A 13,330-nucleotide genomic window follows, 5' to 3' on the forward strand; every position below is an offset into this window, starting at 1 on the left:
GTTGTTGTCGCCCTCGTCCCATCGGCTCGGCTTGGTGGGGTAGAAGGGCACGCGGGTGTACTCGTCGTCGGGACCGGTGAGTTGCTTGGCCTCCTTGAAGACATCCTCCAGACGGGCGCGGAACTTGTTCATCACGTCTTCCGCATCCTGGGTGGTGATGTCACCTCGGCCGATCAGGCTCTCGTGTACAGCTTGTGCGTGGAGCGCTTCTGCTCGATCAGGTCGTACATGTTCGGCTGGGTGAAGCTCGGGTCATCGCCCTCGTGTGGCCGCGACGGCGGTAGCAGACCAGGTCGATCACTACGTCCTTGTTGAAACCGCTGCCGGTACTCGAAGGCGATCCGGCCGGCGAGCACGCAGGCGTCCGGGTCATCGCCGTTGACATGGATGACGGGCGCCTGGATCACCTTGGCCACGTCGGTGCAGTAGACACTGGAGCGGGACTCCACCGGCGAGGTGGTGAAGCCCACCTGGTTGTTGACCACGACGTGCACCGTGCCGCCCACGCGGTAGCCGCGCAGCTGGCTCATCTGCAGCACCTCGTAGACGACGCCCTGGCCGGCGAAGGCCGCGTCACCGTGCAGCAGGATCGGCAGGACCGGGTAGCCCTCGCCGTCGTTCAGTGCGCTGGGCAGGCGGTCCAGCTTGGCGCGGGTGATGCCTTCCAGCACCGGGTCCACGGTCTCCAGGTGCGACGGGTTGGCCGCCACCGAGGTGCGGATGGTGGCGCCGCTGGCGGCGGAGAACTTGCCCTCCGCGCCGAGGTGGTACTTCACGTCGCCCGAGCCCTGGGTACCGGCCATGCCGATGTTGCCCTCGAACTCCCGGAAGATCTGGCCGTAGCTCTTGCCGGCGATGTTGGCCAGCACGTTCAGACGGCCACGGTGCGGCATACCGATGCAGACCTCGTCCAGCGAGTTGTCGGCGGCCAGCTCGCAGATCTCGTCGAGCAGCACGATGGTGGACTCGCCACCCTCGAGGCTGAAGCGCTTCTGGCCGACGAACTTGGTCTGCAGGAAGGTCTCGAAGATCTCCGCCTCGTTGAGCTTGTCGAGGATGCGCAGGTGCTCCTCGCGGGGCAGGGGAGTGTGCGGCTTCTCGAACTTCTCCTGGAACCAGCGACGCTGTTCGGTGTCCGAGATGTGCATGTACTCGATGCCCATGGTGTGGCAGTAGGAGTCACGCAGGATGTCCAGGATCTCGCGCAGCGTCATGTAGCTGCGGGCCTCGCCAGCGAAGGTGCCGACCGCGAACTCGCGGTCCAGGTCCCACACAGTCAGGCCGTGGGTCTCCAGCTCGAGTTCGGGGTGGGTGCGCTGGCGGTACTCCAGCGGGTCGACGTCGGCCATGAGGTGGCCCAGGCTGCGGTAGGCCTGGATCAGCTCGACGACACGGGCCTCCTTGGGCACCTGACTGTAGCGGTGGGCGCTGACGTCGGTGTCCCAACGCAGCGGGCGGGTAGGGGACGCGCAGGCTCTCGAAGATCTGGTCGTAGAAACCGTCCTCGCCCAGCAGCAGCCGGTGCATCTTGCGCAGGAACTCACCGGACTGTGCGCCCTGGATGACGCGGTGGTCATAGGTGGAGGTCAGCGTGGTGATCTTGCTGACGCCCAGCTCGTTGATCCGGCTCTCGCTGGTGCCCTGGAACTCCGGCGGGTAGTCGATGGATCCGACGCCGACGATGACTCCCTGGCCATTCATCAGGCGGGGCACCGAGTGGTTGGTGCCCAGGCCACCGGGATTGGTCAGCGAGGCGGTGACGCCCTGGAAGTCCTCGACACCGAGCTTGCCGGTACGGCCCTTCTTGACGACCTCCTCGTAGGCGGCCCACCACTGCATGAAGTCGAGCTGCTCGCAGCCCTTGATGGCGGGCACGACCAGGTTGCGGGTGCCGTCGGGCTTGACGAGGTCCATGGCCAGACCGATGTTGATCGACGGGTTCTCGATCAGGACGGGCTTGCCGTTCTCCTCGCCGTAGGCATTGTTCATGGCCGGGATGGCCTTGAGCGCCTGCACCATCGCGAAGCCGATGATGTGGGTGAAACTGACCTTGCCACCCTTCGAGCGCTTGAGGAAGTTGTTGATCACGGTGCGCTGGTCGATGACCAGCTTCATCGGGACCGACCGCACGGTGGTGGCCACCGGCATGGTCAGCGAGGCGTCCATGGCCTTGGCCGTGCGCATCGGCACGCCCTTCATGACCGTCTTCTTGGGCTCCTGGCTGGCCACCTTGGGGCGGTTGGCGGGATTCGGCGCATTGGCGCTCAGGCCCGAGGCGTGTCCGGGCGTGGACGGCGTCTCGGTGCGCACCTCGCGCTGCTCGACCTTGGTGGGCTTGGGGGCCTCGGCCGGGGCGGACTGTTTGGGCTGCGCTGGGTCGGACTGTTTGGGCTGCGCTGGGGCGGACTGTTTGGGCTGCGCTGGGCGGACTGTTCGGGCTGCACCGGGGCGGACTGTTCGGGCTGCGCCGGGGTGGCCTGCTGCGGGGCGGCAGCAGGAGCGGGTGCGGCGGCGGGCGTCGCCTGCTGCGCCTGCGCCGGCGAGTTCTTGGCGAAATAGGCCGCCCACGCGGCATCCACGCTGCTCGGATCGGACTTGTACTGCTCGTACATTTCCTCGATCAGCCAGTCGTTGGCGCCGAAGTCACTGGAGGAGTCGTTGTTTGACATGTGTTGTGCGGTGGCTCGGGCCACCATCGCCTTCTTCCGGTGTGTGTTGGCCTGCGGCAGGCCCCTGCGCCTACCTGGATGCGATGTTATCCGTTACCCGGGTGGCTTGGGCAAACCTGTTTGTCATCAATCCTTCAACAGTCCACCAGACGGTGATGGCCGTCAAGCCCACGAGCCCCAGATTTCGGCCGACGAGCGCCGCCGTCGCGCCCCGGTCGGCTGTCTCGGGCACGATCAGGCCGAGGTAGTGGTTGGGGTAGACGTACTGGGTGGCCCAGGCGATCGCCAGGCATGTGACGGCCACCAGAGTGGCCCTGGCCCGGTGCTTGCCGCGGGGCGCGAGTCCAAGCCAGGCAGCGCTGACGGCCCCCAGCCACGCGACATATTGCGGGCTGAGGGTCTTGTTCGCGCTCAGCATGACGAGCACGATGGACAGGCAGGCCAGAGCCCGCAGGTCGGGGCTGGCCCCCTCCCGGAAGACCAGCACGGCGATGACTCCGGTGTAGAGGACACCCAGAGCCATGGCGACGGAGGAAAGTCGAAGAAGTGTTTCGACGTGCGGACCGAAGACCTCGAAGGCATTGAAGGGAGACATCCTCACGTCCCACCGGACCGCTGCATTGCCCGCCTGTTCCGGCCCGCCGAAGGCGCGCAGGAGGATCGGGACGCTCGCCCAGGCGCTCTCGATCTGAAGTCCCCGTCCGGACTGCCAGGACAGGGGTGAGACGAGCCGCATCGGGCCGGCGACGAGCAGGGAGGCCAGGGCCAGGCCCATGCCCGTCGCGCTGAACCAGACGAGGCGTTCCCGGGAAGAACGGTCACGCCCCAGCAGGGGGGCAATCAGCAGCGCCGGCCACAGCTTGATGCCGGCTCCCAAGGCCATCAGGGCCCCGGACAGCCCTGGCCGACGGGCCACCAGGAAGACCGCGACGCCCACCACCACGCCGGCCAGCAGGTCATAGCGGAACCAGATCAGTGGCCCCATCGCAAAGGTGAAGACCATCCAGTAGATGGCCGCCACCTTGGAGCGGCCCTGCCACAACCAGACCGAGAAGCCTCCGTCGAGCACGGCCATCAGCAGCGCGAAGAGCAGGCAGTAGAGCGAGACGTCGTCATCGATGGGCTGGCGCAGCACGTCCAGCAGCCAGACCACCGGCATCGGGTACTCGCGCAGCACCGTGGAGTAGTCCTGTGCGCCCTGCAACTGACCGAAGTAGTAGCGCACGTCGTTGATGATGAAGGTGTAGTCCTTCGCCCACTGGTGGAGCATCCAGCAGCGGGAGAGCACCCAGAGCGCCACCCACGGGACGGCACTGCCCAGCAGCAGCCGACGGATGTCGGTGCCGAGCAGGGACGGGGGACTGGATTCGGGGGCGGGGGAGCTCACGTTCTCCGTTCAGCGTTCGGCGTCTGTGGCCAACCGGGTGGCCTCGATCTGGCGCGGATGCAGGAAGCTCCAGATCCACGCCGCGATCTTGAACAGTACCCAGCACAGGACCACATTGCGGGCGGCCAGCACCAGCGTGGCGCCGTGCATGCCGGGCCGGTGACCCACCAGCGACGCATATCCGATGGGGTAGATGATCTGGGTCAGCAGGGTGATCACCAGCGTCCACTCGCTGATCTCCGCCAGATGGTGCTCGTCGCTGCGGGCCCGGTGGCTGCCCTTGGGGTTCTCGCTGGCCATGGCCCAGCCCGCGGCCAGCGGGCCACCCACCCAGATGATGTACTGCGGACTGAATGTCTTGTTGGCCACGATCATCACGAAGATGACCAGCAGCATCAGGGCAGCTCCCTCGATCAGGCGCTGGTCCCCGCGGCGCAGCCACAGCAGGTAGCAGGCCACAGTGGCCAGCAGGCCCAGCGCCATTGCCGCGGAGGCGAGGGTCTGGAAGAGCTCGGTGGCGGGCCCGGAGATCTCCCACGCGTTGAAGTCGCTGACGGCCACCCAGAAGGTCTCGGGGGTCATCATCCGCCACAGCATCGGGATCGTGGCCCACACGCTCTCGATCTGCAGTCCGCGCTGACCCTGCCAGCCCAGGGGGGAGACGAGCCGGTCCCAGCCGGCCCAGACCAGACTGGCGATCGCGAGCAGGCATCCCGATCCCCAGAAGCCGAGGCTGGTGAGCAACCGGTTTCGCCGTGGTGAGCCGTGCTCCCGGTCCCCCAGGAGCGCTGGCCACAGCAGCGCCGGCCAGAGCTTGATTGCCGCGCCGATCCCGATCATCGCGCCCGACGCGACGGGTTGCTTCTTGCGCAGCAGGAGCAAGGCCCAGCCGGCCAGGACAGCCGTGATGATGTCGAAACGCAGGTAGGCGGTGGTGCCCACGAGAGGTACGAAGGCGGACCAGAAGGCGACGGCCTTGCCGCGCAGCCGCCCAGCGTCGTGCCACAGCGTCCAGGTGAAGGCGGCGTCCAGCAGGAACATCAGGCAGAAGAAGGCGGCCACATAGGCCCACCGGTGGCCGAAGCTCACCAGGTCCGGGAGCTTGAGCAGCCACAGGACGGGGGTGGGGTATTCGATCATCGTCGACTGGGGGCCGTTGAGGCCCATCCGGGTGATGTTCTCGTGGTAGTAGCGAGTGTCTCCCAGGGTGAAGAGCATGGCTGCCCATTCAAGGAAGAGGACGATGCGGCTGAACAGCCACACCTTCTTCATCAGGCGGGCATCGTTGAGCCGTTCCGAGTCCCACCAGGCCCGCCACGGTGAGGTGGGGGTGAGGAAGCTGGCTTGTTCACTGGTGGAAGTCTGGCTCACTGGGGCCCCCGGTCGGCGGGCCGCGCCCGGGCCCAGTCACTACATGGACGAACACTGCTCTTGATGGACGAGAATCCGTCCTTCTGGCGCCCCCGGCAGGATTCGAACCTGCGCTCCCCGCCTCCGGAGGGCGGTGCTCTATCCCCTGAGCTACGGGGGCCAGCCCCTGTTGGGGCGTGGACCACAGTAGCAGGCTCCGGCAGTGCTTCGTCACAAGGGTCGGGGTGGCGCGTCGCGTGTCAGCGTCTGGAACGTGGTCGAGGGTCGGTGGTGGCTTCTGGAAGGATCAGGGGTATGACGCACACCCATGTCGCCGGCTCCATCCATGCCGACGCCACCGCGGCGGGACCGCAGTGGCTCAACCGCCCCACCGACGTCAACGAACTCGATCCCGCGCTGTGGAGCGCTTCGGTCGAGCGTGTCGATGGAGGAGAGGTGAGCGTGGCTGGTCTGGGCGTCAAGGAGATCGCCGAAGAGGTGGGCACTCCCGCCTATGTGGTCGACGAGGCGGACTTCCGCGCAAGGGCTGCCGCCTTCCGTGAGGCCTTTGCCGGTTGGCAGGTCTACTACGCAGGCAAGAGCTTCCTGACCCGGAGCGTGGCGCGCTGGATCCGGGAGGAGGACCTGTACCTCGACGTGTGCAGCGGGGGAGAGCTCACGGTGGCCCTGGCCGGCGGCATGGACCCGGCACGCATCGGCCTGCATGGCAACAACAAGTCCGTCGACGAGCTGGCCCTGGCCTTGTCGAAGGGTGTGGGCAGGATCATCGTCGACTCGCTGGACGAGATCGGCCGGATCGAACAGCTCTGTGCGGCCAATGGCTGGCGCGCCCGGGTGATGGTGCGGGTGACCACCGGCGTGGAGGCACACACCCACGAGTACATTGCCACCGCGCACGAGGACCAGAAGTTCGGCTTCAGCATCACCAATGGGCAGGCGATGGTCGCAATGGTGCGCTGCCACTACAGCGAGCACATGGACCTGCTGGGGATCCACTCACACATCGGCTCGCAGATCTTCGACACCCACGGCTTCGAGGTGGCTGCCCGCCGCACCATGAAGCTCCTGGCCCAGTTCGCCGCGGCGACCGGGACGGAGCTGCCCGAGTTGGACCTCGGTGGCGGCTTCGGCATCGCGTACACCCATGCCGACACCCCCGCAACGCCCGACGCCCTGGCCACCAGTCTGCGGGAGATCGTCGAGCATGAGGCGCGCGGATACAACATCGCCATCCCACAGATCAGCATCGAACCGGGCCGCGCCATCAGCGGCCCCACCACCATGGCGCTCTACACCGTGGGTACGGTGAAGGTGGTCGACATCGACGGGGGACAGAACCGGGTCTACGTGAGCATCGACGGTGGGATGAGTGACAACATCCGTCCCGCCCTCTATGCCGCTGAGTACTCGGCGGCCGTCGTCTCGCGCGCCTCCCGGGCCGAGCCCGTCCTGTGCCGCGTGGTCGGCAAGCACTGTGAGGGTGGCGACATCCTGGTCCGCGACGTCTTCCTGCCCGCGGACATCGCCCCCGGAGACCTGCTGGCGGTTCCCGCGTCGGGTGCCTACTCCCGGGCGATGGCCAGCAACTACAACATGCTGACCAAGCCTCCGGTCGTCGCGGTGCGCGACGGCGAACTGACCACATTGCTGCGCCGTGAGAGCCTCGAGGACCTGATGAGCCTCGACGTCGGCAACTGAGCAGCACTCCCCGCCCGAAACAATCCACGAAGGACGAAGGACGACGATGAACAGGCTCGAACCCGTAGACCCCGCGAAGCTCGCGCCCCTGAAGGTTGCCCTGTTGGGCTGTGGCGTGGTGGGCAGCCAGGTGGCCCGCGTGATCACCGAACAGGCAGAGGACCTCACCAACCGGATCGGCTGTCGGCTCGAGCTGGTCGGCATCGCGGTGCGCAACCTGGACCGGGACTTCGGCGGCCTTGACCCGGAATTGTTCACCGATGACGCGAAGGCGCTGGTCTCGCGCGATGACCTGGACATCGTGATCGAGGTCGTCGGCGGCATCGAGCCCACCCGCGAGCTGGTGCTGACCGCCATCGACCACGGTGCCAGCATCGTCACCGCCAACAAGGCCCTGTTGGCCCAGGACGGGGAGGCACTGTTCACAGCTGCCGAGAGCCGGGGCGTCGACCTCTACTTTGAGGCGGCCGTCGCTGGCGCCATCCCGATCGTGAGGCCGCTGCGAGAGTCCCTGGTGGGTGACGAGATCACCACCGTGATGGGGATCGTGAACGGCACGACGAACTACATCCTGGACCAGATGACCACCACGGGGGCGGACTTCGACGATGCCCTCGCCGAGGCGCAGCGCCTGGGATATGCGGAGGCGGACCCCACCGCAGACGTGGAGGGCTATGACGCCGCGGCCAAGGCGGCCATCATGGCGACGCTCGCCTTCCACACCCGGGTGCGGGGTGCGGACGTCTACCGCGAGGGAATCACCTCGGTGACCAGCAACGACATCGTCCTGGCCCGCAAGCTGGGCTGCGTGGTCAAGATGCTGGCCGTCCTCAAGACCGACGTGCAGGGAGCGGTGAGCGTGCGGGTCCACCCCGCACTGGTTCCCTCCAGCCACCCGCTCGCCAGCGTCGGCGGTGCCTACAACGCCATCTTCGTGGAGAGCAGGGATGCCGGGCGGCTGATGTTCATGGGCCCCGGCGCAGGCGGCTCCCCGACCGCGTCAGCCGTGATGGGTGACCTGGTCACCGTGGCTCGCAACCGCGTTCGCGGTGTCGCTGGTCCCGGGGAGTCCGTCTACGCCCAGCGCGCGATGACCCCGATGGGTGAGGTCGAGACGCGCTACCTGGTGCGGATCAATGTCGTCGACGAGCCCGGCGTGCTGGCTGCAGCCGCCGCCATCTTCGCCAACCACAACGTCTCGGTGCAGACGGTGGACCAGTCGCCCGCCGTCGCGCGTGACGGGGAGGACGAGGAGATTGCAGTGCTGGCCATGATGACCCACCAGGCCAGGGAATCGGACCTCCAGGCCGTCGTGCGTGAGCTGGAGGAACGCAGCTTCACGCGGGGCACGGTGGAGGTCCTGAGGGTCGAGGGAAAGTGAGATGGAGCCTGCGATGGTGAGCCTGCCGGCGGGGCGCCGGGCGCGAGTGCGAGTGCCCGCCACGAGCGCGAACCTGGGGCCCGGCTTCGACTGCATGGGTCTCGCGGTGGACCTGGTCGACGAGCTGTCTGCCGAGGTGTTGGAGGAGGGCGTCGAGGTGCAGGTCACCGGCGAGGGCGCCGATCAGGTACCGCGGGACGGCTCGCACCTCGTGGTGCGTGTGCTCACCGAATCCCTTGCGGAGCTGGGCTCTTGGCTGCCGGGTGTGCGCCTGGATGCGCACAACGTCATCCCACACAGCCGCGGCCTGGGTTCCTCGGCAGCCGCCATCGTGGCCGGGCTCGCCCTGGCCTGGGGGTTGGCCCGGCCGGGTGAGCCGCTGGACCTGGACTGGGCCTGTCGGGTGAGCACCCGGTACGAGGGTCACCCGGACAATGCCTGTGCGGCCGTGCTGGGCGGCATCGTGTTGGCCTGGCCCGGCGTCGGGGACGACGTCGAGGTGGTCCGCCTCGAGGCGGCACCGGGGCTCCGGGCCATCGCCTGGGTGCCCGGATTCGAGGTCCGCACCGCGGGAGCGCGACAGGTCCTGCCCGTCGACGTGCCGCGGGTGGATGCGCTGGCCCAGGCCATCAGTTCAGCCCTCCTGGTGCACGCCCTCACCAAGGATCCGTCGAAACTCCTGGACGGTACGCGGGACAGGCTCCACCAGCCCTATCGTGCTCCGCTGATGCAGCCCTCGGCGGACCTGATGGCTGAGCTGCGCTCGCAGGGGATTGCGGCCTTCATCTCCGGGGCCGGGCCCACGGTGTTGGCGATGGGCACCCCGGACCAGTTGGCGGCCGCCGAGGACGTCCGGGCGGACGGGTTCACGCGGCATGACCTGTCCCTGGGGCGCGGCGTCGAGATCTTGCGGGGCTGAAGGCCTCCGGAACCGTGCCGCGGGGTAATTGCGGGCTGGCGAGGGCGGGATGCTACGCTCTTCTGCAGGATGAGGACCGCATCGCGGAATCGTCCGCACCTCACAGGTCAGGTGCCATCTCGACCCAGGTTCTGGGCCGGAGAACCACTGGAGAACAACCCCGTCAGTCTCGTCGGGTCCCTTCCCTTGCTCATCAGCGTGGTCCTTCCCCTCTTGCCATTCGAGACGTGAACCATGTCCGCCAGCGCGGCGACGCGGTCCCGACCTGAATCGACATCGGGCGATGCCCGGCAAGCACTGTGCTGCCACCACCATCCCGCGCCCGGTTCGCGAAAGGAATCCAGTGACTGACAATGTGACCGAGCCTTCTGCCGGCACCGGGCTGTCCGCGAAGAAGCTGCCCGAACTCAAGGCCATGGCCTCCTCCATGGGCATCAAGACGACCGGCCTCAAGAAGGCCGACCTGATCAGCGCGATCGCCGGAGGCGGCCAGCCGCGCTCTGAGGCGCCCGATCGCACTCGTCGCGCCAGCCGTCCGGCGGGGGCACCCGAGGGCAGTGAGTCGAAGACCGAGCGGCCCGTGGTGGCGTCCCAGCCGAGAAATGAATCCCAGCCGAATGCGGAGCAGTCGCCGGCCGGACAGGACGAGCGTGCGGGGGAGCAGCCGGAGCAGCGTCGTCGCGGTCGCCGGCGCGCCGAGCAGCCGGAGGGCGTTCAGCCGCAGGTCTCGAACACCCAGCGGGAGCAGGAGGCTCCCCAGGGGGAACCCGATGTCAGCGCCGAGGTCGGTGCGCGTCTGGCCGAGCTGAGCAACCAGAGCGGACGCCAGCGTCGTCGCCGTGGCGGCAATGCCGACGGCGAGGCCCAGAACGCCGGACAGCAGAGCCAGGACAATGACGCCAGCACAAGCGGTGGCAACAACAATGCCGGCGGCAATGGTGGCGGTCAGGGCAACAACCAGAGCAGTAACCAGAACAACCAGCAGAACAGCAACCAGGGCAACGGCGGGGGCAACAAGCAGAGCAACCGCGAGAACAACCGCGACAACAACCGCGACAACAACCGCGACAACAACCGGGACTTCGACGACGACAACGGCGGCCGGCGCGGGCGTCGGCGTCGCCAGCGGGACCGGGGCAACCGTCGTCAGCGGGGCGGGAACCAGGCCATCGACCGCTACGAGGCCGAGCCGGTCATCAGTGAGGACGACGTCCTGCTGAACATCGGCGGCATCCTCGACGTGCTCGACAGCTACGCCTTCGTCCGTACCTCCGGCTACCTGCCCGGCAGCAATGACGCCTATGTCTCCCTCTCGATGGTGCGCAAGTACGGCCTGCGTCGCGGCGACGTTGTCACCGGTGCGATCCGTCAGCAGCGTGAGGGGGAGCGCAAGGAGAAGTTCAACCCGCTGGTTCGTCTGGACACCATCAATGGTGCCGACCCGGAGCAGATGAAGGTCCGCCCCGAGTTCCAGAAGCTCACCCCGCTCTACCCGCAGGAACGCCTGCGCCTGGAGACGACCCCCACCAACATGACCGGCCGCATCATCGACCTGGTCAGCCCCATCGGCAAGGGCCAGCGTGGCCTGATCGTCTCGCCGCCCAAGGCTGGCAAGACGATGATCATGCAGAACATTGCGAACGCGATTGCCGAGAACAATCCCGAGGTCCACCTGATGGTGGTCCTGGTGGACGAGCGTCCCGAGGAGGTCACCGACTTCCAGCGCACCGTCGCCGGCGAGGTGATCGCCTCGACCTTCGACCGCCCGGCCGACGACCACACCACGATCAGTGAGTTGGCCATCGAGCGCGCCAAGCGCCTGGTGGAGCTCGGGCATGACGTGGTCGTGCTGCTGGACGGCATCACCCGTCTGGGGCGTGCCTACAACCTGGCCGCTCCGGCGTCGGGGCGCATCCTGTCCGGCGGTGTCGACTCGGCCGCCCTGTACCCGCCGAAGAAGTTCTTCGGTGCCGCGCGCAACATCGAGGACGGCGGCTCGCTGACCATCCTCGCGACTGCCCTGATCGAGACCGGCTCCAAGATGGACGAGGTCATCTTCGAGGAGTTCAAGGGCACCGGCAACATGGAGCTGCGGCTCAAGCGCAACCTGGCGGACAAGCGCATCTTCCCGGCCATCGACGTGGATGCCTCCGGCACGCGTCGCGAGGAGCTGCTCCTGGGCCGCGAGGAACTGGCGATCATCTGGAAGCTGCGTCGGGTGCTGTCCGGCATGGACGACCAGCAGGCCCTGGAGATGCTGCTCAAGCAGATGCGCAAGTCCCAGAGCAATCCAGAATTCCTGGTCCAGATCTCGAAGACCACGCCGGCGGAGTGATCCGGATGGCCAGACCCACCCGGGAACAATCCGGGTGGGTTTGGTGTTGGACACTCCGCACGGCATAATTGACCGTCGGTGCCGGTTCACGTCCACAATCCATGTCAGGACGACCCGGTGCATCCATCATCAAGGAGACATGACCATGAAGCAGGGTATTCACCCCGATTACGTGGAGACCACGGTGACTTGCACCTGTGGCAACACGTTCACCACCAAGAGCACCAACAAGTCCGGCTCGCTGAGCGCCGACGTGTGTGCGGCCTGCCACCCGTTCTACACGGGCAAGCAGAAGATCCTCGACACCGGTGGCCGCGTGGCCCGCTTCGAGCGTCGTTACGCCAAGAAGTAACTACTCCGACGAGCGCTGGGCGGCAGGGAAACCTGCCCCCGGCGCTCGTTCTTTTTGTCCAGCCACGGGGTGCCAGCCCACACCCCACGATGCCCGCCCCGCCCCACGATGCCCGAGCCTGTCGAGGGCCAGGAGACGCCATGTTCGAGAATGCCGATCCACTGCGCGCCGAGTTCGCCGATCTGGAGCACCAGATGGCAGATCCGGCGCTGCACGTTGACATGGCGCGCTCGCGGCGGGTCGGGCGACGGTATGCGGAGCTGACCCCCATCATCAAGGCGCTCGCCGAGTACGAGCAGGTGGCCGAGGATCTCCAGGCAGCCCTCGAACTGGCCGACGAGGATCCTTCCTTCGCTGCAGAGGCCCAAGAGCTCACCGTGCGGCGCGAGGGGGTCACGGAGCGGCTCAACCGCCTGCTGGCCCCGAGGGATCCACACGACAGCCTGGATGCCCTGCTGGAGATCAAGTCCGGCGAGGGCGGCGAGGAGTCGGCCCTCTTCGCCGGTGACCTGTTGCGGATGTACTCGCGCTACGCCGAGAGTCAAGGCTGGAAGGTGGAGCTCCTCGACGAGCAGACCACTGACCTGGGTGGCTACAAGAGTGTCACTGTCGCGGTGAAGGCAGGGGCCGGCGCCGCCCAGACCCCCTTCGGTGCCTTGAAGTTCGAGGGTGGTGTGCACCGGGTCCAGCGGGTGCCGGTCACCGAGAGCCAGGGCCGGATCCACACCTCTGCCGCGGGGGTGCTGGTGATGCCCGATGTGGAGGACGACGACGAGGTCAGGATCGATGACGAAGACCTGCGCATCGACGTCTACCGCTCCTCGGGCAAGGGCGGGCAGGGCGTGAACACCACGGACTCCGCGGTGCGGATCACCCACCTTCCCACCGGCGTCGTGGTGACCTGCCAGAACGAGCGTTCGCAGCTGCAGAACAAGGAACAGGCCATGCGGATCCTGCGCTCCCGCCTGGTGGCCTTGGCCGATGAGCAGGCCGCACAGGATGCCTCCGCGGCGCGCGCCTCGCAGGTGCGCACAGTGGACCGCAGCGAGCGGATCCGCACCTACAACTATCCGGAGAACCGGATAGCCGACCACCGGATCGGCTTCAAGGCGCACAATCTCGACGCAGTCCTCGACGGGGACCTGGGCCCGCTGGTGGAGGCCCTGCAGGCGGCAGACCTCGCGGAGCGCCTCGAGCAGGTGGGGGAGTGAGCCGCCC

At 67.3% G+C, this 13,330-nt stretch carries 11 protein-coding genes and 1 tRNA gene; 6 read left to right on the forward strand and 6 right to left on the reverse strand.

The window, feature by feature from the left end:
* Window positions 1–173: 173 nt before the first annotated feature.
* From EDD41_RS17275 to EDD41_RS00025, 6 genes are all read right to left on the reverse strand, one after another.
* Complete coding sequence (locus EDD41_RS17275) at window positions 174–1,214, reverse strand: thiamine pyrophosphate-dependent enzyme (protein ID WP_342769279.1); 1,041 nt, start codon at window positions 1,212–1,214, stop codon at window positions 174–176.
* The gene (locus EDD41_RS17280) at window positions 1,180–2,310 is read right to left on the reverse strand and encodes a 2-oxo acid dehydrogenase subunit E2 (RefSeq protein WP_245995466.1); all 1,131 of its coding nucleotides are present in this window, start codon (window positions 2,308–2,310) and stop codon (window positions 1,180–1,182) included. Before EDD41_RS17280 ends, EDD41_RS17275 begins: the two co-directional genes overlap by 35 nt.
* Window positions 2,265–2,669, reverse strand: a complete 405-nt coding sequence (locus EDD41_RS00010) for a 2-oxoglutarate dehydrogenase E1 subunit family protein (RefSeq protein ID WP_170165162.1) — start codon at window positions 2,667–2,669, stop codon at window positions 2,265–2,267. Before EDD41_RS00010 ends, EDD41_RS17280 begins: the two co-directional genes overlap by 46 nt.
* Before the next feature lie 70 nt (window positions 2,670–2,739).
* Window positions 2,740–4,056 carry a glycosyltransferase 87 family protein gene (locus EDD41_RS00015; RefSeq protein WP_094764713.1) on the reverse strand — a complete coding sequence of 439 codons (1,317 nt, stop codon included), beginning with the start codon at window positions 4,054–4,056 and terminating at the stop codon, window positions 2,740–2,742.
* A 9-nt stretch (window positions 4,057–4,065) separates the two neighbouring features.
* A complete protein-coding gene (locus EDD41_RS00020; RefSeq protein WP_123574568.1) occupies window positions 4,066–5,427 on the reverse strand; it encodes a glycosyltransferase family 87 protein in 1,362 nt (453 codons plus the stop codon).
* A gap of 84 nt (window positions 5,428–5,511) precedes the next feature.
* A tRNA-Arg gene (locus EDD41_RS00025) sits at window positions 5,512–5,587 on the reverse strand.
* Window positions 5,588–5,721: 134 nt separating this feature from the next.
* On the opposite strand from EDD41_RS00025, the gene lysA reads away from it, so the two are divergent.
* From lysA to prfA, 6 genes are all read left to right on the forward strand, one after another.
* Window positions 5,722–7,125, forward strand: a complete 1,404-nt coding sequence (gene lysA / locus EDD41_RS00030) for a diaminopimelate decarboxylase (RefSeq protein ID WP_123574569.1) — start codon at window positions 5,722–5,724, stop codon at window positions 7,123–7,125.
* 46 nt (window positions 7,126–7,171) lie between these two features.
* Window positions 7,172–8,506, forward strand: a complete 1,335-nt coding sequence (locus tag EDD41_RS00035; protein ID WP_094764710.1) for a homoserine dehydrogenase — start codon at window positions 7,172–7,174, stop codon at window positions 8,504–8,506.
* 13 nt (window positions 8,507–8,519) lie between these two features.
* A complete protein-coding gene (gene thrB, locus EDD41_RS00040) occupies window positions 8,520–9,425 on the forward strand; it encodes a homoserine kinase (RefSeq protein ID WP_123576719.1) in 906 nt (301 codons plus the stop codon).
* 343 nt (window positions 9,426–9,768) lie between these two features.
* Window positions 9,769–11,760 (forward strand): transcription termination factor Rho, encoded by a 1,992-nt coding sequence (gene rho, locus EDD41_RS00045; protein ID WP_281273071.1) that lies wholly within the window; start codon window positions 9,769–9,771, stop codon window positions 11,758–11,760.
* A 145-nt stretch (window positions 11,761–11,905) separates the two neighbouring features.
* Complete coding sequence (gene rpmE / locus EDD41_RS00050) at window positions 11,906–12,112, forward strand: 50S ribosomal protein L31 (protein WP_094764776.1); 207 nt, start codon at window positions 11,906–11,908, stop codon at window positions 12,110–12,112.
* Window positions 12,113–12,252: 140 nt separating this feature from the next.
* Window positions 12,253–13,323, forward strand: coding sequence for a peptide chain release factor 1 (prfA, locus tag EDD41_RS00055; protein WP_123574571.1), 1,071 nt, complete (start codon window positions 12,253–12,255; stop codon window positions 13,321–13,323).
* The last annotated feature ends 7 nt before the right edge of the window (window positions 13,324–13,330 follow it).

The organism is Luteococcus japonicus (assembly GCF_003752415.1).
Lineage (GTDB): Bacteria > Actinomycetota > Actinomycetes > Propionibacteriales > Propionibacteriaceae > Luteococcus > Luteococcus japonicus.